Raw genomic sequence first — 22,252 nt, 5'->3', positions numbered from 1 at the left:
CTCTCATCCTGCAAAGGTTGAAAGCGCACGACGCGCCGTCAGCGTGGTTTACGCCCGGCGGCCAGCAAGGCGACGCTCCAGAGCGCGCGCAGGGCGATCGCCTCGGCAAGCCTGGGCTCGCGCCGCGCCTGCCCGATCGCCTCACCAAGCAGGGCGATAGCGTCGGCAAGCCTTTCCGCGCTCCATCGGGTGAGCAATTGTTCCGTCGCCGCCGCGCGCCAAGATGAGCCGCCATAACCTGACGGCCCCCGCGCCGCCATTCCTTCATTCTTGTCCAGGCGGCCACGATGCAGGCTCATGGCCTGGCGCAGGGCCATGCCGAGCACCATATTGGCGTCGCCAATCTCCTCGAAAACACGGCGCGCGGTCTTTTCAGCGCCGAGAGCATCGCCGCTAAAGGCCGCATTGACCGCCGTATCGGCGAAAAGGCCCGACGCATCGGTGACAATCGCCTCGACATGGGCGCGCGTGATTTCCCCGTCGCCATGCGCATAGAGCAGCAGTTTCTCGAGTTCACCACGCGTCGTGAGCCGGTCCGCGCCAAGCAGGCCCTGCAATTCCTCGCTGGCTTCACGGGTAATGGAAAGCCTTGCCGCCGCCACTTCGGTCTCGATCAATTGGCCAAGTTCCCGTTGATTATCGGGATAACATTCGATCGCCGCAGCGTTTTTATCGCGCTCGCAGAGCTTGCGCAGAGGCGCATCCTTTTTGAGGGCGCCGGCTTCGATGATGATGGTGCAATCGACCGGAGGCGTCGCCAGCACCGGCTCGACCGCCGGGACGAGGGCCTTTCCCTGTGCGCTGATCAGGATAGCGCGGCGGCCGCCAAAGAGAGCCACCGTATGGGCCTCATCCGCCAAGCGTTGCGGATCGGCGGCGAGATCGTCACCCGCAATCCGCAGGAATTGAAAGGGGTCCTTGGGATCCTCGACCGAACGCGCGAGAATCATTCTGGTCCGTTCGGCCACGAGTCCATTGTCGGTGCCGAAGACCAGATACAGGACCATATGGGAGGGCAGCCGAGCGAGAAATCTTTCGGCTTCATGGGATTTGATCGCTACCATCGATGCGCCTCACCAATCCCTCAACGAACAGGAGGACCGAATCGCCAGGCGATTCGCGGCACCATCCTCCAACGCCTTTGGCGAGGATCGCATGGCGTCCGCAAATCCGCTGCACCACGCGATCCGTCAAATCAACCGGGAACTGCTACTGGAGCAGGATCAGGAAGGCCCGACCGGCCTTGGTGCGCAATTCCGCCTCGGAAAGCGAATTGTCGTGATCAGTGTCGGCCTTTTCGAATCGCTCCTTCACCAGCGCCAGAAACTCGAACTCGCTCAAGGTGCCATCACGGTTGAGATCGGCTCTCGCGAAAGCAGCATCACTCAGGCGAAAGCCAAGTTCCGCGCGATCAAGGACGTCGTCGTCATCCTTGTCGAGATCGTCGAACTGATCCTCGGCGGCATCGCGCGCTTCATCCGCATCGAGAAGCCCATTCTGGTTATTGTCGTTGAGTTCGAGGATCGAGGCGGCGAGGACGGGCTTTTCGAAAGCGGTCAGGGCGCAGGCCAGAAGAAGGATCCGAACAAGGTTTTTTCCAAAGGCATTCTTGCCGAAAGGATTGAGGGTCAAGGAACACTCCCTAGCAATTGGGGGCGGCGCGGGGGCAACCACGCCAAGACAGCGAGACCATCCATCTTCAGGCATGCGAAAAGTAACGGCGGGGATCCGCAACCAACGGAGATGGGTACGACGCGACGGGGATCCGCGCCCAGAGCTGACGCCACGAAGCGGCCTCGCAGCGTGCATCTGCGGGCGAAATGGCGCCTTTTCAAGACACCGAAAGATTCCGGACCTTTGGACGGAGGCGCCCTATTCCCCACGCAAATGCGGCAGACAGATCACTGCGGAACAGAATATTTCCAATATTCCAGTGGGTTACAGATCAAGTAGAGCCCTGCGTCTCGCCGGAGGAAACCATGCCATGAGCCGCCATCGCCTGTTTCACAGCTCCGCGAGAATCGATCAATTCCTTGAGTTCGAAGCCATTTCCGTCCTGGTCCAGGGGACGCCGCGGCAAATGGACCGCGTTCTTCGATCTCACCTCATAAAGCCGCTTCAGAGCTTTCCTTGGGACCCGCCGACTCAGCTCTTGACCGCATCACGAGCGGCGAGCGCGGTTGCGAGGCGCAGGCGGATTTGATCGGCGAGCGTCTTGGCATTGCGGATCTCGGCGTCGCGTGCGGCGCGCAGATTGGAGAAACGCTGGCTGTTGCGGTCGTAGCTCGCGGAAACCGTCGCCGTGCCCTTGACGATCGGCTCACCGCCGCCATAGGGAACCAGCTTGAAATCGGCATTGATGACATTGGTAGCGGCACTCGCGCGCCCGCTCACCGTGTCGATCAGCGCCGTCGTCGCGCTTTCGTGCACGGTCAGCAGCAGACGATATTTCGGCGGGACATGCGAGCCAGTGCCGTTCAGCGCGAAGATCAGTTCATTGCCGAGATAATGGCCAAAACGATCGGAAATCGGATCGACGGCAATCGCCTGCATTTCGCTTTCGACGCTGCTGCCACCGGCGCTCATCGGACCGTAGACCGGCTGCAGGCAGCCCGTGAGCCAGAGGCAGCAAAATGCCGCCTGCAAAGGACGCATCAGGCGCACACGCTGGCTCACGCAGGCGATAACGTGCCGATACCCCACCCGAAACCGGCCGATGCGGCACGGGACGCTTCGAAATGCCTCATGCAACGACATTCACGATCCTCCGCGGGACCACGATGATCTTCTTCACCGGCTTGCCTTCCAGCGCCTTCTGGACGGCTTCGAGCGCTGCCGCCGCCGCCTGAATTTCGGCTTCGCTCGCCTCGCGCGCAATGGTGAGGTCGGCGCGCTTACGGCCATTGACCTGCACCGGCAAAGTCATCTCGTCCTCGACGACGAGAGAAGGATCGGCGTCCGGCCAGGGCATTTGCGCGGCGAGACCGGCAAAACTGGCCGCCGCCCAGCATTCCTCCGCAAGATGCGGCATCATCGGCGCGAACAGGCGGATGAGGATCGAGGCCGCCTCACGGCAGGCGAAGCGGACATCCGCGCCGATCTCCTCCGATTCGATCGCGCCGATCGATGCTGAAAGCTTGTTGGCAAGGTCATGAATGGTGGCGATCGCTGTGTTGAAATGCAACCGTTCGATATCACTCTCGACCTTGATCAGCGCGCCGTGCGAAGCCTTGCGGATGGCCGATGCCGCCGGACCGAAAACCGCCGGTTCGGCAGGTTCCTCGCTCCCAGCCGCCTGCATCAGCTCGCCGACGAGACGCCACAGGCGCTGGACGAATTTGGAAGCCCCCTGCACGCCTTCCTCGGTCCAGATCACGTCGCGCTCCGGCGGCGACCCGGTCAACACGAACCAGCGCGCCGTATCGGCGCCATAGGTCGAGATGATCTCGTCCGGATCGACCGTGTTGCGTTTCGATTTCGACATTTTCTCGATCGGGCCGATCGCGACTTCCTCGCCGCTGTCGAGCAGAAAGGCGCGACGCTCATTGCCCTGCGTCTCGAACCGCAATTGCCCCGGATTCACCCAGGCGCCCGCCTTGTCGCGATAGGTCTCATGCACCACCATGCCCTGGGTGAAGAGCCCGGCGAAAGGCTCTCTCACCTCGCCCATCTGGCCAGTCGCCTGCATCGCGCGGGTGAAGAAACGGGCATAGAGGAGATGCAGGATCGCATGTTCGATCCCGCCGATATATTGATCGACCGGCAGCCAATGAGCGATCGCCTCCGGCGTCGTGGGATCCCCCGCGTTCCACGGATCGGTGAAACGGGTGAAATACCAGGACGAATCGACGAAAGTATCCATCGTATCCGTCTCGCGCCGCGCCGCCTTTCCGCATTGCGGGCAGGCGACATATTTCCAGGTGGGATGCCGGTCGAGCGGATTACCCGGCTCATCGAAGCTCACATCCTTCGGCAGAACGACCGGGAGATCGGCGCGCGGCACCGGCACGATGCCGCAATCCTCACAATGGATGATCGGGATCGGACAGCCCCAATAGCGCTGGCGCGAAATGCCCCAGTCGCGCAGGCGGAAATTGATCTTGCGCTGCGCCTGCGGCGCATTGCCGAGCGTCTGCTCCTCCAGCCTTTTCGCCACTGCCTCCTTCGCCGCCGGAATCGTCATGCCGTCGAGAAAACGGGAATGGATGAGGGTGCCGTCGCCGTCATAAGCCTTGTCGGTGATGACGAAAGTCGCCGGATCCTGATCCGGCGGGCAGACCACCGGCTGGTTGCCGAGCCCATAGGCATTGGCGAAATCGAGGTCGCGCTGGTCATGCGCCGGGCAGCCGAAAATCGCGCCGGTGCCGTAATCCATCAGCACGAAATTGGCGACATAGACCGGCAACAGCCAATTTTCATCGAAGGGATGGTGAACCCTGAGCCCCGTGTCGTAGCCCTTTTTCTCGGCCGTCTCGAGAACCGCCACGGAGGTGCCCATGCGCCGACATTCGGCGATGAAATCGGCGAGTTCTGGATTGTTTTCAGCGCAGGCGGCGGCGAGCGGATGATCGGCGGCAATGGCGATGAATTTCGCGCCAAACAGAGTGTCCGGCCGCGTCGTATAGACTTCGACCTCCGATACAGCATCGGATACGCTATCGGATTCTTGGGACGTTTGCACCGGTGCCAAAGCGAAACGCACCAGAAGCCCTTCCGACCTTCCGATCCAGTTCGCCTGCATCAGGCGCACTTTCTCCGGCCAGCGGGTAAGCGTATCGAGCCCCGAGAGCAAATCATCGGCAAAAGCGCCGATCTTCAGGAACCATTGCGTCAGTTCCCGTTGCTCGACGAGAGCGCCCGAGCGCCAGCCGCGCCCATCGATCACCTGCTCATTGGCGAGCACCGTGCAATCGACCGGATCCCAATTCACCTTGGACTGTTTGCGATAGGCGAAGCCATGATCGAGAAGATCGAGAAACAGCCGTTGTTCATGCCTATAATAAGCGACGTCGCAGGTGGCGATCTCGCGCGACCAGTCGAGCGACAGACCCATGCTCTTCAGCTGCGCCCGCATGGTCGCAATATTGGCATAGGTCCATTCGGCGGGATGGCTCTTGTTCTGCATCGCGGCATTTTCCGCCGGCATGCCGAAAGCATCCCAGCCCATCGGATGCAGAACGCCGAAACCCTTCGCCCTTTTGTATCTGGCGATCACATCGCCCATGGTATAATTGCGGACATGGCCCATATGGATGCGCCCCGACGGATAGGGGAACATTTCAAGCACATAATATTTGGGGCGCGAATCGCCGTTGCCGGTCTGAAACAGAGCCGCGTCTTCCCAAATCTTCTGCCATTTGGGTTCCGCTTCGCGGGCGTTGTAGCGCTCCTGGTCCATGCTGAGAGTCAATCTGTTGAAAATGAAACTGCCTTTGGGGGTAAACAGCATTATTGGCAGGGCCGGTCAAGGATCGCGCCGCCATCACGGCTGGAGGCTCTAGGCCATGATCGTTCCCGCGGAGCCGGAAAGCCTCGCAAGGCTCGCCGAAATCCATGCAACCATTGATCGCGCGGCGCGCGATGCGGGGCGTGATCCCGCTTCCGTCAAACTCGTCTGCGTCTCAAAAACCTTTCCCGCCGAGGCCATCACACCGATTCTCGCGGCTGGCGAACGCCTCTTCGGCGAAAACCGGGTGCAGGAGGCGATGGAGAAATGGCCGGCTCTCCGTGCCGCCTATCCCGGAGTCGAATTGCATCTGATCGGCCCGCTGCAATCCAACAAGGCGCGGGAGGCCGTCGGCTTCTTCGATTGTATCGAGACGGTCGACCGCGAGAAGATCGCCCGCGCCATCGCCGAGGAAATTCAAAAAAGCGGACGCCATCCCCGTCTTTATATACAGGTGAACACTGGCGCGGAGCCGCAAAAGGCCGGTGTCTTGCCGCAGGAAGCGGACCGTTTCATCACCCAGTGCCGGAAAGATTATGGCCTTACGATTTCCGGCCTGATGTGCATTCCCCCGGTCGACGATCAGGCCTCGCCGCATTTCGCACTTCTGAACAAACTTGCCGAACGCAACGGGCTGGCTGATCTTTCCATGGGAATGAGCGCCGATTACGAACTGGCTATCCAGCTCGGCGCGACTCATGTGCGCATCGGCAGCGCCCTGTTCGGCCATCGCTGAAACAGGCCAGCCGGATCAGCCAATCCGCAACCGGCAATGCGGGGCAAGCAGCGGCAGCAATTTACGCAAGACCGGCAAAGGCAGCGCGACACATCCTTCAGTCGGAGCAAATTGCCCTGGACGCGCAGGATCCGGACGCGCGCAATGGAGAAAGATCGCGCTGCCGCGACCGCGCATGCGCGGGTTTTGGTTGTGATCGAGCTGGAATACGATGTCGTAGAGAGAATCCTTGCGCCACATCACCTCGTGGCGTGGACCGCCTGCGAGCGGGCCGACGGAGAACTCCGCCAACGAAAGGATCATGGGGCGATTGTAGAGAAAGCTATCTGCGTCATCGCACCAGCCCATTTCCCGCCGTAATGGCCGCAGCGCCAGCCTGCAAGCTGGCCGACGCAAACGGTCGGAACGAAAAAAGCCCCCGAGCAGAGAAAAATCCCCTCGCGGCGAGGCATGATCGCCTTCGCGCTTATCCGTCACGACGCCAGCGCGGCCAAGGGCACAGGGCAGAACCAGAAATCCTGCATGCAGCCGTCCCTTCCACCGGTCGCCACCCGGCACCGGCCTCGCCACAATCCGGGACAAGGCTGAGATAGGTCTCTTTTTCGGCATGAATGACCGCCGCAAAGGTTTGGATGAGAGATCAAGCACGGCTTTACCCATTCCATAACAACGGGCAGGAAATCGTGGAGGAAACATGAGGCCTTTTGGGCTTGTGACAGGGGTTTATCCATTATCGCTCGAATGCCGAGCGAAACCCTGGCGAAAAGGCAGACATCTTCTTAATTTTTAGCGTGCGGCGGGTCTACATCTGGCAGAGGACACGCAGGTTTGAAAATTGGCTTCGTTCCAGAGCAGATCATGGTCTGGACAGATTTCCCGGGCAACGACTAAACCCAATCGCCTAACTTCAGCGCCTATCGCTCATCAGGATTTGCCATCATTTTCGTTTCCTCCTCATCGAATCGGCTGGAAATTTTCTTCCACCACATCTGATCAATGGTATTTTCGACAAGATTGGGACGAAAAGCGCAGATTTTGCGGCTGCTTTCCTCCGAGGGAAAGCGCCGGCTGGCACGATGGGGCCAGCGCTCACCCCCCAGGCGCAAGGCGGCATTCCGCATCGGCGCTGCTTTTAAGAAAGAGAAGGATCAGAAAGATGCCTAAGGAAGCGGTTCAACGAGATGGCCGCCTGTTCCCGGGCATCGTTTGATCGGCCGCGCTCATGAACGACCATCTAATTACCTGTAAATACACAAAATTTCCAGAAATTCTAATCCACTTTCCGACAGGACGCAGCCAAGCCTGGGATGGATTCGAACGGCACCCACTTAAAAAATGAATGAATTTTCAAGCTTTTCAAAGTTTCTGACGATTCCCGCGAAGCGGAAAAGGCTCCGATTGTTTTAGCGGACCTTTCCGGCTCCATCCGAAACACTTCAGCCGGCTCTCGAACCCTTCGGCTCACGCCCGATCCTCCTGAGCGCCCGAACCAAGAACACTCTCGTCAAGGACTTTCTTCATGTCGCAGGTTCTCAAGATCCTCATCGTCGATGATGACAACGATCTTCGCGCAGCGCTCGCCGAACAATTCGCTCTTCACCCGGAATTTGCCATTCTGGAAGCCGCGAGCGCGCAGCAGGCCCTGACGCTCATTCAGCATGAAACACCGGACGTCGTGCTCATGGATGTCGGCCTGCCCGACAAGGACGGACGCGACGCCGTCAAGGAGATGCGGCAGGAAGGCTTCAAAAATCCCATCATCATGCTCACCGGCCATGATTCGGAGGGCGATACGGTCCAGGGTCTCGATGCCGGGGCCAATGATTACGTCACCAAGCCGTTCCGCTTTGCCGTCCTGCTCGCCCGCATCCGCGCGCATCTGCGCCAGCATGAAAGCAGCGACGAAGCGATGTTCCGCATCGGTCATTATACATTCCAGCCGGGCGCCAAACATCTCATCAACGACAAAGGCACCAAGCTGCGCCTGACCGAGAAGGAAACCGCCATCCTTCGCTTCCTCTATCGGGCCGGCCAGAATGTCGTCACACGCGACGTGCTTCTGCGTGAAGTCTGGGGCTACAATGCCAATGTCACGACGCATACGCTGGAAACGCATATCTACCGGCTACGCCAGAAGATCGAGGAAGACCCCACCAAAGCCCAATTGCTGATTACAGAAACCGGCGGATACAAACTCGTGCCTTAACCACCCTTGCCTGTAATCTGTAACCTCCGTCTCCGGCGGTAATCATTCCAGCCGATTGCGGCAAGCAATCAGCCCTGCAATCGTCGGCGCCGTCCCGGGTCTTGTCCTAAGTTTGGTCGAACTTGCGTGAGACTGATGCGGGCGTTGCGTGAGGCTTACGGCACGCGGCGGGAGCGGCCTTCGGCGGCGATTCAGCGCTTGCTGGAAGGAAGGAAAACGCAGACAATCACTCCATCGCACGAAACACGAACATCCACCTCGGCCGTGTTTCCAGCACGCAGGGGAGTGACACAAGCGATGGAATTTGCCAACGAGATCGATGATCTCGCCAATGTCCCGGTTTTTTCCGGATTCGATTACACGCGTCTACGCAGGCTTGCAAAATGCACCGAGTCACGTCTGTTTCTGCCACGTGACCTTCTGTTTCGTGAAGGCGACGCCTCACATGGCAGCTATCTCATCAGAACCGGTTCCCTGAATCTTATCCGCAAGTCAGCCGATGACATTCCAACCTGTGTCGGACCTGGTACAATCGTCGGCATCAAAGCCCTATTCCTGCCGATTTACCGGCCAGCGACCGCCATCGCCAACGAGATGACGAGCGCTCTGTTCATTTCCCGTCTGTCGTTCCAGGAATTCCTGAAGGAGGATCCAGGCGCCGCCACCTTTCTGCAGGATATGTTCGTTGAAGCCTTGCATGAAATGACACGCGAATTCAAACTGACACGGATCAATAGCGCCGCCTGAGGACTGTCCGCATTCGTCGCCATTTTTCCTGCGAGAGCCTAACGACTTCACCGCCGAAATCGCGACGGAAATATGATGACCGAGCGTAAAAGGCGAGGGATTGGGGGCCATTATCAAGCCGCTCCATCAAGGCGGGATATCGTAACAAGGCCGCCGAACTCTTGTTTGTTTATCCTTGCACTGACACGTAACGCACAACGCTGCCCCCGGGCAATGAAAAACTCCCTTTGCTCCCGCTTATCTCCTTCTATGAGTGGAAAATAATCTCAGACGCCTCAACCATGCCGAGGGAGGATGCCGGGGAAACGGCAAAAGGGAATTGATACAAAGCGAACGATAAGAGGAGGATGGGGCATCCAATCACGCGCATTGAACAACCGCTCATGTCATGCGCAAATTTGTAAGAGTGCCCTCTGACGCTCCCAATGCAACACTCCCGACACCAATGCATGGCGCTCAGCCAAAGCCCCTCCCCCACAAAGGGGAAGCCTCCGAAAGAAAATTCCAAAGGGGCGCATCAAACCGAGACGGAATGCATCAGAGACTGATACAATTCATTCTCCCTTACTTGGCAAATGGCTAGAGCATTTTTCGGGGATGCCGGATCGTTTTACAGCACCATGATATTGAAAATACTGTAATTTTTAGCGGAGCGTTTCCGGATAGATCCGAAACGTTCTAAATCTTTCAGACATACGACAACCATTCACCCATTTTAAGCCAAAGATAATTCACGCAACTTTCATGGGAATCCGAGAATCTGACACGAACGCCGAGCAGGCCTCGCCAGATCATGATGACCGCAGCATGATCATTGAGACCTGGTATATCTGAATTCCGGGTTCCGTTCTTGCCGATCGCTCCCTTCCGATGATTTGCAAGAGTGTATCACCTCATTCTCTCGGAATGATGGTATATGAGACAAGATCTCAGAGCGACGATCGGGAGACGCGTCGATTCTTGGTTCCGCCGTAGCCCTTATTTTAGGCCCAGCTTTTAAGGAGTTCACCTGATGTCCGCCCTGAACCCGGTCATGAACCCTGTCGCCCGGTTGCCGCGCCGCGCCAAAGCGATCACGGCTTTTTCCGGCTCGCCGGAGGGCAAATCGGGATCTTTAAAAAAACATTCGCTTCATGGAGCGGCAATACTCGGTGGACTGGCGGCTCTCGTCGGTCTCATGTTCGGCGCCGCCCCGGCGGAGGCCGCCACATGCCGCGATCCGCGCGGCTTCGACGCCTTTATGGAAGACATGCGACACACGGCCTCGGCTGAGGGTATTTCCGCAGCAGCCATATCTAGCGCGCTCGATAATGTCGCTTATGACCCGAAAATCGTGTCCAAGGATCATGGACAGCACGTTTTCAAGCAGAGTTTCGAGCAATTCTCCAGCCGGATGGTGAACAGCTACCGCCTGCGCAAGGGCGCGACCCTCATCAAACAATATGCCGGCACCTTCAACCGGATCGAGGAACAATTCGGTGTGCCGGCGCCGATCATCGTCGCGATCTGGGGACTCGAGACCGATTTCGGCGCCGTCAACGGCAATACGCCAACCTTTCGCGCTCTGGCCACGCTCGCGTTCGATTGCCGCCGGTCGCCCATGTTTCAGGAGGAGCTTCTCTACGGATTGCGCGTCGTCCAGCGCGGCGATCTTCCAGCCTCGGCAATGCATGGTGCCTGGGCCGGAGAAATTGGTCAGACCCAGTTCATGCCATCTTCCTATTTTAAATATGCCGTCGATTTCAACGGCAATGGCCGACGCGATCTGATTCATGACGTCCCGGATGTTCTCGCCTCAACCGCCAATTTCCTCGCCCAGCATGGCTGGAAACGCGGCGCGGGCTGGGCGCCGGGTGAACCGAATTTTCCGGTCATCAAGGAATGGAACAAAGCCGATGTCTATTCGCGGACAATCGCCTATTTCGCGACTCGCCTCGACCAAAGTCATTGAAGCGGATTGATATCCTCATATTCCATCGACACCGCTTCCTTGTCTGCGCTTTCTCGCCAAAAGGTGCCTCCTTTTGGTGGAAAACGGAGCGCCATTATCCGGATTCCACCGCACCGATGACCGATTACAGGAGTTCGTCAATGCCTCTTCCCACTGCCTCCGATCTCAAGGAAGCCGCGGATTTCGCGCTCAAGGGAAAGCTCAAGACGGCTTTTGGCATCATCGGCAAGGCTTTGCTCAGCGCCTCCCCATCCTCCCCTTTCGAAGGATCAGAGCCCGAGCAGGCCGAGCCGCAGGGAATAAACGAGCTGAAGCGAGAATCCACGGAGATACGCACGAAAGTGGTCTCTCCTGTTACAGCGGCATCAGCACCGGAGATGGCCGCCCTGCGGAAGCCGCCGGAAGCACGGGTTTCCTCCGCCCCCGTCCCACCCACATCCGTTGAAACGCCAGCCCCGAGCCGGACGCCATCAGCCATCGGCAACCCCACAATACCATCGCCGATGGCCCGGGATTTGCCACGCCCCAATGCGGCCATAGCCGCCACACATAGAGAGCCAAAGGAACATCCGACGCACGATTTTTCAACGCGGCCAGCACATATCCCCGTCCACAAGCACGGGCTGTTCGAGGCCCATACATTCGCCAATGTCGCGGGAAGCCGCACATACAAACTTTACATCCCCAGCCATTACAGCGGCAAGGCGGTGCCGCTCGTCATTATGCTGCATGGATGCTCGCAATCACCGGATGATTTCGCAACCGGTACGCATATGAACGAGGTGGCGGAAGAGCAGAGCTTCCTCGTCGCCTATCCAGCGCAGCCGCAATCGGCCAACATCACCAAATGCTGGAACTGGTTCAACCACGGCAACCAGTTGCGTGACCATGGCGAGGCATCGCTGATTGCCGGTATCACCCGGCAGATCATGGAAACACATGTGATCGATGCCACACGCGTCTACGTCGCCGGGCTTTCCGCCGGCGGCGCAGCGGCTGCCATCATGGGGCGTGTCTATCCCGATCTTTATGCCGCCATCGGCGTCCATTCGGGCCTCGCCTGCGGCGCGGCCCGCGACATGGTTTCCGCCCTTACCGCCATGCGGCAGGGCGGTCATCCGACGCATGACGAAGGCACGGATCGCGCGGGCGGCATCATCGCCATGCCGACCATCGTGTTTCACGGCGATGCGGATACAACCGTCCATCCCATCAATGGAACTTATGTCATCGCACAGGCCAAGGCGCATGCCAATCTGGCGAAGAAAGTCCACGAAGCCAAAACGGCAAGCGGCCTCGCCTATACTCATATTGTCGAGACGGACAAAATAGGACAGCCTATGCTGGAACAATGGATCCTGCACGGTGCTGGCCATGCGTGGTCAGGCGGTTCCGGTGGTTCCTTTACCGAGCCGCGCGGTCCCGACGCCAGCCGGGAAATGATCCGCTTCTTCCTCCACCACCGGCTCGCCCGGGCGGAAGCAGCCTGACAAGCAAATCGGTAAGGCAGGATCTTCCTTCTGCGATGCTTGATAAGACCCCAATTATAGCCTGCTATTTCCGGCTTCCTGGAGCTTGCCCGACAACGGTCAAAACCTGAAATAGAAAGGCCGCGCTGGCCTCATCAGATGCCAGCGCGGCCTTGGTTCTCTGACGCTAGAGCGTTTCAGATATATCCGGAAACGCTCCGCGAAAGAAAATTAGAGTATTTTCAAAATGATGGAATCGCGTCGCGATTCAACATTATCGGAAAATGCTCTAGGGGACGGGTTCCGGCTACGGGTTCCCCCTGCCGACACCGCGTTTCTCCATATTCTCCTTTAACAATTGCTGGACCTTTGGCAGCATGTTGTAGACTGGCGGATTATTGCTAAGAAAACCGATCTTGAACTGAGGCGGATATTTAACCAGTTCCTGCATATAATCCGCGCCGGCTTGCATGACGGGCATCATCATGGGGATGTGACGAATGCCGATGCTCACGTCTTCCTGAGGGTTGGTGTAAAGGTTGAAGAGAATTGCACCGCCCGTATCCGTGAAGAGCGACCCGCTAAATCCGCCGATGTCACCTTTTTGAACGATGGCATTCTGTATTTCGCCCGTCCAAATATATTTGAACTCATCCACGCGTATGCCAGCGAAATATTGATTCAACGTATAGGGACGGCTGCGGCGCGCCGAAAGACCCTCGTCGGCAACCAGGAAGGAGGCTTGATCGACACCGTCAATATAGGTCGTCTTGGGGAATTCATCGGCAAGCTTGGCGCCGGGAATACCCGCGATATCAGCCACTGTCGGCAAGATATCGGCAAAGTCGAACAGGCCATCGGAACGACGCGGCTTGATCATGCCTTTCCAATAAACGAAGGTCGACGAACGCACACCCCCTTCCCAATCCGAGCCTTTGCAGCCGCGGAACGGCGTGCGCCCATGGGGAGGAACTTCGCATTCAGGACCATTGTCGCCGCCAAGGAAGAGAATCAGCGTATTGTCGAGTTCGCCAATTTCCTGCAGCTTGTCGACGATCTTGCCGAAGACGTCATCCATCTCCACCATACAGTCGCTGAACACGGTCCGGGCCATCGACTTTCCGGCATATTTATCCGGTGGATAATTGTCGAAATGGCATCCACGCGTGGCGTGATAGAGATAGAAAGGCTTTTTGCTGTCCTTCATCTTGTCGAGGAAGCCGAGGCTCACAGAGAGCCAATGCTGGTCAAGATCCTTGATATAATCAAGGTCGATCAGTTTGCCGGGCTCACATTTGGTCTTGTCGGCGGCCGTGCAATGGACCTCGCTGTGCTCGAAGTCTTCCTTCTCCATCATTTTGAAGCGTGATGGTGATAATGCGACCTCGGGATTGAAATAGATATCGCGCCATTCCGTATACATATCCGACACGCCGAGGAAGCCGACATAATCATCATAACCCACATTCTGGGGCAATGAGCCTTGATTTTCGCCCATATGCCATTTGCCGACCCCCATAGTGACGTAGCCCTGCTTCTTGAGCAGCGCAGGCAGGGTGATTGCTCCATCAAGACCACCAGATTCACCATACATCGTCGGACGCAGAATGCCGTGGTGAAGCGGGTTCTGTCCGGTGTGAATGGTGGCCCGCGTGGGGGAACAGGATGGCGTCGAGTAGGATGACGTCAGAAGCAGCCCTTCATTGGCCAGCTTGTCCATATTCGGCGTCGCATTGCCAAACGCGACCCCGCCACCATTGAAACCCGGATCCATCCAGCCGGTATCGTCCATCAGGAAAATAAAAATATTGGGCTTCTTGCCAATCTTCTGTTGCAGGGCAGCGAGCTTGCCTCTTGCGGCGCTATCCTGATCCGGATGCTCCATGACCGGATACATATTGTCCGCCGGTTTGACATCCTTCAGATGAATATATTGCCCGGGATGATCGAAACCGGGGGCCGTCGTCGGCCCCGTAGCCGCACCCCGAATGTTTTGAGCCAAGGCGGCGCCTGGAATCGCAAGAAGCGCCAGAATACCCGTCGTTAGCAAGAAATGAGAGTGTGCCCGTGGTTTCGTCGCGTGAACCGCGGCCTTATCAGCAAAAATAGATTTCCGTATGTTTAACATCCTCATAACTCCGTTAAAGTATCAGGTGTTAACGCACAAAACTACAAATGTATCCCTCACACTCAGAACCATTACTGACCACACCCGAGGCATACTCCTGCTCGATGCGAGAGACTCTCAAGACACAAAACAACATTAGTCGTATGAACGAATCCACCGCCCATACGACAAAGCATAGTTGAAACATGACATTAACCGACATTCAGAAAGTCGGCACTCCCATAAAGAGGGATGTCGAGACATCCCTCGATCACGCAATCTGTAAACCTCTTTCGCGAGTCCTTACGCTCAATCTCACCAATGGGCGAGGATAGCGAGGAGGAGCAGAGCGACGATATTGGTGATCTTGATCGCCGGATTGATGGCGGGACCCGCGGTATCCTTATAGGGGTCGCCTACCGTGTCGCCAGTTACCGAAGCCTTGTGTGCGTCGCTGCCCTTGTAATGGGTGACGCCGTCCTTATCGAGAAAACCATCCTCGAAACTTTTCTTCGCATTGTCCCAGGCGCCACCACCCGATGTCATCGAGATTGCGACGAACAGGCCATTGACGATGACGCCGAGCAGGAGGGCACCGAGCGCGGCGAAGGCCGAGGCCTTGGACCCAGAGACGGCGAGGACCACGAAATAGACCACGACCGGCGCCAGCACCGGCAGCAGCGAGGGCACGACCATTTCGCGGATCGCCGCCTTCGTCAGCATATCGACCGCGCGGCCATAATCGGGCCGTTCCGTGCCTTCCATAATGCCAGCCTTTTCACGGAACTGGCGGCGCACTTCCTCAACCACCGAGCCCGCCGCGCGGCCGACCGCCGTCATGGCGATGCCGCCGAAGAGATAGGGCACGAGGCCGCCGAGGATGAGACCGGCGACCACATAGGGGTTCGACAGGTCAAAAGAGACCGTGCCGACATTGCGGAAATAGGGAAAAGCATCGCCATGCGCAGCGAAATAGCGCAGATCGTAACTATAGGCGGCGAAGAGTACCAGGGCGCCGAGCCCCGCCGAACCAATCGCATAACCTTTGGTAACAGCCTTGGTGGTATTGCCGACCGCATCGAGCGCATCGGTCGCCCGACGCACTTCCTTCGGCAGGCCGGCCATTTCGGCAATGCCGCCGGCATTGTCAGTGACCGGCCCGAAAGCATCCAGCGCGACGATCATGCCGGCAAGCCCCAACATGGTGGTCACGGCAATCGCCGTGCCGTAAAGGCCCGCGAGCTGATAGGTAGCGATGATGCCGGCGGCGATCACCAAGGCCGGCAAGGCGGTCGATTCGAGCGAGACGGCAAGACCCTGGATCACATTGGTGCCATGTCCCGTGACGGAAGCCTGGGCGATCGACACGACCGGCCGCTTGCCGGTGCCTGTGTAATATTCAGTAATGACCACCAAAGCGCCGGTGACGGCAAGGCCAATGAGTCCGCAGAAGAACAGGTGGAGCCCGGTAAGCTCCCGGCCCTGAACTGTGCCGATGCCCCCGAAACCGATGGTAAGCCAGGTCGCGATGGCAAGCCCGGGAATGGTGAAGAGGCCGGTGGCGATAAGGCCCTTATAGAGCGCCGTCATGACCGCCTCATCAAGCCCGAGCTTGACGAAACGGGTGCCGAGCAACGAGGTGACGATGCAGATCGCGCAGATTGCCAAAGGATAAAGCATGGCGCTCGAAAGCACCGCTGTGCCGCCGAAAAAGATCGATCCGAGCACCATGGTCGCGACGACGGTCACGACATAGGTCTCAAAAAGATCAGCCGCCATGCCAGCGCAATCGCCGACATTGTCGCCGACATTATCGGCAATGGTCGCGGGATTGCGCGGATCATCCTCCGGAATGCCGACCTCGACCTTGCCGACGAGATCGGCGCCGACATCGGCCCCCTTGGTGAAAATGCCGCCGCCAAGGCGCGCGAAGATCGAGATCAGCGACGCTCCGAAACCCAGCGCCACCAAAGCATCGATCACCTCACGGCTGTCCCGCGCATGGCCGAGCGGACCGGTCAGCACATAATAGACGCTGGTGACACCGAGCAGAGCGAGGCCCGCCACCAGCATGCCGGTCACCGCTCCCGCCTTGAACGAGAGGTCGAGCCCCTCTCCAAGCGATTCGGACGCCGCATGGGCGGTGCGGACATTGGCCCGCACCGAGACATTCATGCCGATGAAACCGGCCGCCCCGGAAAGGATCGCGCCGACGAGAAAACCGACAGCGACCGGAACCGAGAGCAGCAAGGCAAGCGCGATGAAGATGACGAGGCCGACGAGGGCAATCGCCGTATATTGGCGCTTGAGATAGGCGTTTGCGCCTTCAGCGATCGCCGCCGCGATCTCCTGCATGCGCAGGCTGCCCGCCGGCTGCTCAAGCAACTGCCGGGAGGTTGAGACACCATAGGCGACGGACAAAAGTCCGCCGAGCATGATCAGCCATAAGGGATTCATTTGCTTCCCGCCTCCCGTCTGTCCGGCATCCGAGACAATCGCGAGACAATCACGCGAGAATCAGATGTCCGCCTATAGGTTTGGACCGAGCTTACCGAATCCCCGGTTTGCCGCAATTGCGACTTTTTTCCTCCATTTTGTCGAAATGTCCGGAGGACAGCCGCCCCACCAGCTCAAAAATGTTGGAACGAACCCTTCGGGAAGGTACGGACCATCCCATCGGCGGAGAAAAAACGCGGCAAGCCCTGCCCCGTCTCCACAATACCGATTGCTGTGACATTCACCTTACAATCTGGCACTTGATGATCGCGCGCGGCCCGCTCGAAATCGGCGCATTGCTCCGGTGCGACGGCGCAGAGAATTTCATAATCGTCTCCGCCCGTCACAATTGTGTCGATCCGTTCCGGGGCGAGCGACAAAACCGCGCGCGCCGCCTCGGAGAGCGGGATTGCGGCAAGATCGACCCGAGCAGTGGTGGAACCAGAAGCACCGGGCACGCCCGTCTGCAGAAATTTGGCGAGATCGCCGGCAAGACCGTCGGAAATATCCATGGCCGCGCGCGCATGAGCGCGCAGCACCGGTGCGAGGCCGCAACGGGGTTCAGGTACGAGATAACGCCGCAACAGGGACGTGCACTTTTCAGCGGGGAGCGCATCGGTCCAGGCCAGATCCTCGGCCCGGTGCAGCCGCAGCAACAGGCCCAATGCCGCATCGCCGATTGTCCCGGTCACATAAAGCCTGTCGCCTGGCCTGGCGCCGTGGCGGCGCACCATGGCCCCTGAGGGAACCCGCCCAAGTGCGGTGAGGCTGAGCGTGAGCGGTCCCGGCGTGCGCACCGTATCACCGCCAAGCAGGGGGAAATGAAACTGGGTGGCATCATCGCCCAAACCGCGCGCGAAATCCCCGAGCCAATCGCTCGTCCAACCCTCCGGCAGAGCGAGGCCAAGGAGAAAACCGCAGGGCTCGGCACCTTTGGCGGCGAGATCGGAGAGATTCACGCGCATCAGCTTGCGGGCAATAGTCTGCGGTGCATCATCGGGAAAGAAATGGACGCCGGCAACCAGCATATCCTTGGTCAGGACGAGATCATATCCCGGCTGCGGCGTGAGGAAAGCCGCATCATCGCCAAGGCCGAGCGCGCCTTCCCCTGCAAGCGGGGAGAAATAGGTCGCAATCAACGCATCTTCGGAAAGGCGCATAATCTTTTACCGGATCTCACGGATCGCGGCCTTCCATATCAATGGGATCGACGAGCAGCGGCTTGAAAGCCGGCTCAGCGGGGCGAGATCCCTGAAGCGGGCAAACCCTACCCATCATGCCATCGTGCCCGGATCGAACGACATACGCGCCCGCTCCTCAGACATTATTCAGCGCGTTGCAAGCCCCGACTTCCGGCAGGTGGCGTCTTCAGACGAGATCAGCCACATTGTCGGCCACAAACACGCCGATGCAGAAAGAAGGAGGCGATTCGTGCCGTTGAAACGATCTTTGAGGTCCGGTCTTCTGTTTTCGGGCCTTGCCTTGCTCATGAGCTTCAGCGGTTCGGTGGCCACATTCGCCGCCACCTCCGACAATCCGGCTCTCACGCATCATGGCGCCATGCGTCCGCACGGCCATACGACCCACCACAGCAAGCACCATCAACGCAGCCATTCGTCACACCGGGCGCTCAAACATCACGGGGCGGTACGGCCGCAAGGGCATCATCATCCCGCCCATTGAAGCAAAACGGATAATTACAAGCGCGTCTCGAAAAATTCCTCAGCGCGATATTGCCGCGCTGTTTCATCGAGGACGGCATTGATCATGCCGGATTCCTCCCGGCCAAAGAAAGCGCCGGCGACATCGACATATTCCTTGATGCACACGCGCGCCGGAATGTCTCGCCGCTTCTTCAGCTCATAGGCACCGGCGCGCAAAATGGCGCGCACGACCGGATCGACGCGCCGCAGCGGCCAGCCGTCGGCGAGCGTCTTGTCGAGCTGGCGGTCGATCGTTTCCTGATCCTTCAGCACGCCGCGCAGGATATCGCGAAAGAATTCGACCTCCGCCTCCTTGTAGCGGGCACCCTCGATTTCATTGCCGATCCAGAAGGATTCGAATTCCGCAAAGATCTCGTTCAGTCCCTTGCCGGTCATTTCCATCTGATAAAGCGCCTGCACGGCGGCAAGACGCGCGGCCGAACGTTGTTCGCCATTGGCCATCAGCGCGCTCCCGAAGTCAGAACCGGACGCTGCGTCGGTAAAGCGACCTGCTCGGCAAGCTTACCAAATTGCTGGGAGAACCGGTAGAGCGCCAGGGCGGCGCGGGCGGCATCGCCGCCCTTGTCTCCATGATCGACCGATGCGCGTTCGATCGCCTGCGCTTCATTCTCGACGGTCAGAATGCCGTTGCCGAAAGGAAGCTTGTGGTCCACCGCAATCTGCGTCAGGGCGCGGGCACTCTCATTGGCGACGATTTCGAAATGATAGGTTTCGCCGCGAATGATGCAGCCGAGCGCGACGGCACCCTGATAGAAGCCCGGCGCGGATTCAAGCGCGATCGACAAAGCGATGGGAATTTCGAGCGCGCCGGGGACGCTGACGACATCGAAATGTGCCTGCGCCCGTGTCAGAGCGGATTCAGCGCCGGCGCGCAGATGCGCGGCTATATGATCGTAATAGGGCGCCTCGATGATCAGAAAACGGGCGTTCGCGACGCTGATCAGCGCATCATCCAATTGCGTAAGGGCTCGCCGCGGCTCGGCCATCGTCGCACCTGCTTCCTGAAAAATCGAGATGGGAAGAGATCGGCGGCGGAAAATGCCCCGGGCCCGATCGCAGAATCGAGTAACAAGCCGGAAACGCAGAGGCAAGAATAATCGGATACACGAATGGCATACCGGTTCCGTCACGCATCAATGCGTGCCGGCAGATATTGCCCGGTGGCATGAGGAGCGGCCTCCTGAATATTAACCGAATCTTGAGCCAACCGGAGCAATTTCAGGCGCCAGCTCTTTCAGGTGCCCCATGCCCGTCGCTCTCCTCAGTCACGCACGCCTCGGCCGCAATGCATCCTTTCCCCTCGCCGTTCTGGCTTTCGGCACGCTCGCCCTGGCCCTCGGCACGGCGCTCCGCACCAAGGCGGTGGCGACGCCCGGCACCTTCATCGTCGTTCCGTCCGATGACGGCTATGGAATGGATCATTGCCTTGCCAACGGGTCTGCCTGCGGCGCGATCGTCGCTCAAGCCTGGTGCAGAAGCAACGGCCATCAAAATGTGCGCAGCTTCGGCCGCGCCGGGGATCAGATCGAAGGCTTCGCCGAACGTCCCGAAGCGGCAAGCCTGTACGCTCTCGCCCCCGACACATTCATCGTATCCTGCGCGGATTAACGCCGGTCCCTCGCAGGAAACTCGCCGCCACCTCCAATGTCCAATACCTCGGATTTCCAAGGCCTCGGACTTCCAAGGCCCCGGATTTGCTAGAAACTAGCGGAGCATTGCGGCAATCCGAGAGGCAAGGCCATCATCGCGGCCGGTTCCGGCTTGGCGCGGCGAGCCCTTCCCATCCATCCCTTCTCTTAATATCCGGGCGTATCTCATGCGGAAATGGGACGTGTTTTTCCTCGCCACCAAAATCACCAAGGGGTTGGAGCTGGATTTCTTCGAAAATCCTCCCGTCGATCCCGAACCGGTGCTCGAACCCTATGATCGGCTGGTCTTCGACGTTGTCGCGCGCCGCAGCAAATTCGAGGGAACCGTCGTCACTGTGCTCAACGAGGGCGAAGCGATCATCGAAGCCCAGGGCGTCAAATGGCGGATCACACGGCCGCTGGAAACCGAGACGGTGCATCCGATACAGACGCTGATGAAACCACGCGTCTGGATCGTGAGGGAAGAAGTTCAATAGGCGGAGAACCAGGCGGGCCCAGCCTATCGCAGCAAGACGGGCGAGCCTCTCGCCCGCCCGCCGGAAGCATCATCAGGGAGCGGGACGCGGCGTCGCCGCGGCACTGGCAGGCAAATTCGGCAAATCGACCGTCGGCTGCTTGCCGGTGAGGGAATTGAGGAAATCGACAATGCTGGCGGTTTCCGCGTCAGTCAGCGTCGTGCCGAGTTGCGTCTCGGCCATGATCTTGACGGCTTCCCCGAGCGTCCAGACAGATCCGCTATGGAAATAGGGTGCGGTCAAAGCGATGTTGCGCAGCGACGGGACCTTGAAAGAATAATCATCGTCCTTGGATTTGGTGATCGCGCCGCGGCCGAGATCTTCCGGCGGACGCACCTCGGCGGAAGGCGCCTTCACGACACCGAATGTCGCATACATCGCGCCGCCGATATTGACGCCATTATGGCAACCGGAACAGCCCTTGTCGACGAACAGGCGCAAGCCGGCTTTCTGTTTGTCGCTCAGGGCCTTGTCATCGCCCGCGAGCCAGCGGTCGAAGGGGGATTGCGGCGTGATCAGGGTCGCCTCGAAAACGGCGATGGCCTTTCCGACATTGTCATAGGTGATCGGATCGGCAACGCCCGGGAAGGCAGTCTTGAAAGCAGTTACATAATCAGGAATCGACTTCAGGGTTTCGACCGTGAGCGGCTTCGTCGATCCCATCTCCACGGGATTGAGGATGGGGCCGCCAGCCTGCTCGGCAAGATCGGCGGCGCGTCCATCCCAGAATTGGACGAAATTGAAGACCGAATTCAACACCGTCGGCGCATTGCGTGCACCCGTCTGCCAATGTTCGCCGAGCGATTTCGGCCTGCCGTCAGCACCACCCAGAGACAGGTTGTGGCAGGTCGCGCAGCTGAGATTCTGGCTGGCGGACAGACGCGGATCGAAATAGAGCATCTTGCCGAGAGCCAATTTGGCCGGTGTCGCGGGATTGTTCGGCAAGGCCGGCGGCGCGGCCGGGATCGGGGCAAATTGATCCTTGACTTCATCGCGTAAGGATGGCGCGGCGAGTGCAGCCGTAGCGATGGTGCCGGCCACCATCAATGAAAGCATGGATACGAATAGGGGTGAGCGCATCTTCGTTCTTTCAGTTCGATCCTGCGATTTCGCTTCGATTTCTACTGGAGAGACCGGGTTCTTCCGATCCGCTCCATCGAGCGGTGAGTGCCTTTTACAATATTGGCTTTGTATAAAGATTTCACC

Annotated in this window: 20 protein-coding genes; 8 read left to right on the top strand and 12 right to left on the bottom strand. The window is 58.8% G+C overall.

Annotated features, from left to right (window positions below; translation table 11 throughout):
* Positions 1–38: 38 nt before the first annotated feature.
* From holA to leuS, 5 genes are all read right to left on the bottom strand, one after another.
* Entirely contained in the window at positions 39–1,064 is a 1,026-nt protein-coding gene (gene holA, locus DL88_RS07220; protein WP_034994057.1) for a DNA polymerase III subunit delta, read from the bottom strand.
* A 145-nt stretch (positions 1,065–1,209) separates the two neighbouring features.
* On the bottom strand, positions 1,210–1,632 hold the full coding sequence (locus tag DL88_RS07215; protein WP_051955695.1) for a hypothetical protein: 423 nt from the start codon (positions 1,630–1,632) through the stop codon (positions 1,210–1,212).
* A gap of 313 nt (positions 1,633–1,945) precedes the next feature.
* Complete coding sequence (locus DL88_RS20925) at positions 1,946–2,080, bottom strand: hypothetical protein (RefSeq protein WP_280949196.1); 135 nt, start codon at positions 2,078–2,080, stop codon at positions 1,946–1,948.
* A 65-nt stretch (positions 2,081–2,145) separates the two neighbouring features.
* Entirely contained in the window at positions 2,146–2,757 is a 612-nt protein-coding gene (gene lptE, locus DL88_RS07210; protein ID WP_084705033.1) for an LPS assembly lipoprotein LptE, read from the bottom strand.
* Positions 2,744–5,398, bottom strand: a complete 2,655-nt coding sequence (gene leuS / locus DL88_RS07205) for a leucine--tRNA ligase (protein WP_034994285.1) — start codon at positions 5,396–5,398, stop codon at positions 2,744–2,746. The genes lptE and leuS overlap by 14 nt, the downstream gene beginning before the upstream one ends.
* Positions 5,399–5,504: 106 nt before the next feature.
* On the opposite strand from leuS, the gene DL88_RS07200 reads away from it, so the two are divergent.
* The gene (locus DL88_RS07200; protein ID WP_034994054.1) at positions 5,505–6,182 is read left to right on the top strand and encodes a YggS family pyridoxal phosphate-dependent enzyme; all 678 of its coding nucleotides are present in this window, start codon (positions 5,505–5,507) and stop codon (positions 6,180–6,182) included.
* Between the two features lie 15 nt (positions 6,183–6,197).
* Here the strand turns inward: DL88_RS07200 and DL88_RS07195 are convergent, their stop codons facing one another.
* Complete coding sequence (locus tag DL88_RS07195; protein WP_051955722.1) at positions 6,198–6,791, bottom strand: L,D-transpeptidase family protein; 594 nt, start codon at positions 6,789–6,791, stop codon at positions 6,198–6,200.
* A gap of 910 nt (positions 6,792–7,701) precedes the next feature.
* On the opposite strand from DL88_RS07195, the gene DL88_RS07185 reads away from it, so the two are divergent.
* From DL88_RS07185 to DL88_RS07170, 4 genes are all read left to right on the top strand, one after another.
* Positions 7,702–8,388, top strand: a complete 687-nt coding sequence (locus tag DL88_RS07185; protein ID WP_034994049.1) for a response regulator transcription factor — start codon at positions 7,702–7,704, stop codon at positions 8,386–8,388.
* Positions 8,389–8,685: 297 nt separating this feature from the next.
* Positions 8,686–9,135, top strand: a complete 450-nt coding sequence (locus DL88_RS07180) for a Crp/Fnr family transcriptional regulator (protein WP_034994045.1) — start codon at positions 8,686–8,688, stop codon at positions 9,133–9,135.
* A gap of 1,177 nt (positions 9,136–10,312) precedes the next feature.
* Complete coding sequence (locus tag DL88_RS07175; protein ID WP_051955721.1) at positions 10,313–11,086, top strand: lytic murein transglycosylase; 774 nt, start codon at positions 10,313–10,315, stop codon at positions 11,084–11,086.
* A 140-nt stretch (positions 11,087–11,226) separates the two neighbouring features.
* Positions 11,227–12,576, top strand: a complete 1,350-nt coding sequence (locus DL88_RS07170) for an extracellular catalytic domain type 1 short-chain-length polyhydroxyalkanoate depolymerase (RefSeq protein ID WP_245270677.1) — start codon at positions 11,227–11,229, stop codon at positions 12,574–12,576.
* A 286-nt stretch (positions 12,577–12,862) separates the two neighbouring features.
* Here DL88_RS07170 and DL88_RS07165 read toward each other — a convergent pair whose 3' ends face one another.
* The 3 genes from DL88_RS07165 to thiL all read right to left on the bottom strand — a co-directional run bounded on the left by DL88_RS07165 (position 12,863) and on the right by thiL (position 18,321).
* Complete coding sequence (locus DL88_RS07165; RefSeq protein ID WP_210165283.1) at positions 12,863–14,557, bottom strand: sulfatase-like hydrolase/transferase; 1,695 nt, start codon at positions 14,555–14,557, stop codon at positions 12,863–12,865.
* A 420-nt stretch (positions 14,558–14,977) separates the two neighbouring features.
* On the bottom strand, positions 14,978–17,119 hold the full coding sequence (locus DL88_RS07160; RefSeq protein WP_034994041.1) for a sodium-translocating pyrophosphatase: 2,142 nt from the start codon (positions 17,117–17,119) through the stop codon (positions 14,978–14,980).
* Positions 17,120–17,292: 173 nt separating this feature from the next.
* The gene (gene thiL, locus DL88_RS07155) at positions 17,293–18,321 is read right to left on the bottom strand and encodes a thiamine-phosphate kinase (protein WP_034994039.1); all 1,029 of its coding nucleotides are present in this window, start codon (positions 18,319–18,321) and stop codon (positions 17,293–17,295) included.
* A gap of 268 nt (positions 18,322–18,589) precedes the next feature.
* On the opposite strand from thiL, the gene DL88_RS20205 reads away from it, so the two are divergent.
* Complete coding sequence (locus DL88_RS20205) at positions 18,590–18,841, top strand: hypothetical protein (protein ID WP_156970979.1); 252 nt, start codon at positions 18,590–18,592, stop codon at positions 18,839–18,841.
* Between the two features lie 14 nt (positions 18,842–18,855).
* On the opposite strand, the gene nusB is transcribed toward DL88_RS20205, so the two are convergent.
* Positions 18,856–19,323, bottom strand: coding sequence for a transcription antitermination factor NusB (nusB, locus tag DL88_RS07145; RefSeq protein WP_034994034.1), 468 nt, complete (start codon positions 19,321–19,323; stop codon positions 18,856–18,858).
* A complete protein-coding gene (gene ribH / locus DL88_RS07140) occupies positions 19,323–19,868 on the bottom strand; it encodes a 6,7-dimethyl-8-ribityllumazine synthase (protein ID WP_034994032.1) in 546 nt (181 codons plus the stop codon). The genes nusB and ribH overlap by 1 nt, the downstream gene beginning before the upstream one ends.
* 259 nt (positions 19,869–20,127) lie before the next feature.
* On the opposite strand from ribH, the gene DL88_RS07135 reads away from it, so the two are divergent.
* Together DL88_RS07135 and DL88_RS07130 are read left to right on the top strand one after the other, a co-directional pair.
* On the top strand, positions 20,128–20,490 hold the full coding sequence (locus DL88_RS07135) for a hypothetical protein (RefSeq protein WP_034994030.1): 363 nt from the start codon (positions 20,128–20,130) through the stop codon (positions 20,488–20,490).
* Positions 20,491–20,713: 223 nt separating this feature from the next.
* Entirely contained in the window at positions 20,714–21,007 is a 294-nt protein-coding gene (locus DL88_RS07130) for a hypothetical protein (RefSeq protein WP_245270676.1), read from the top strand.
* Positions 21,008–21,079: 72 nt separating this feature from the next.
* Here DL88_RS07130 and DL88_RS07125 read toward each other — a convergent pair whose 3' ends face one another.
* Entirely contained in the window at positions 21,080–22,126 is a 1,047-nt protein-coding gene (locus DL88_RS07125; RefSeq protein WP_034994025.1) for a cytochrome-c peroxidase, read from the bottom strand.
* Between the last annotated feature and the right edge of the window lie 126 nt (positions 22,127–22,252).

The sequence above is a fragment of the Beijerinckia mobilis genome, assembly GCF_000745425.1.
Taxonomy (GTDB): domain Bacteria; phylum Pseudomonadota; class Alphaproteobacteria; order Rhizobiales; family Beijerinckiaceae; genus Beijerinckia; species Beijerinckia mobilis.
Note: the sequence above shows the minus strand (reverse complement) of the source record. Positions and strands in the feature narration are given on the sequence as shown.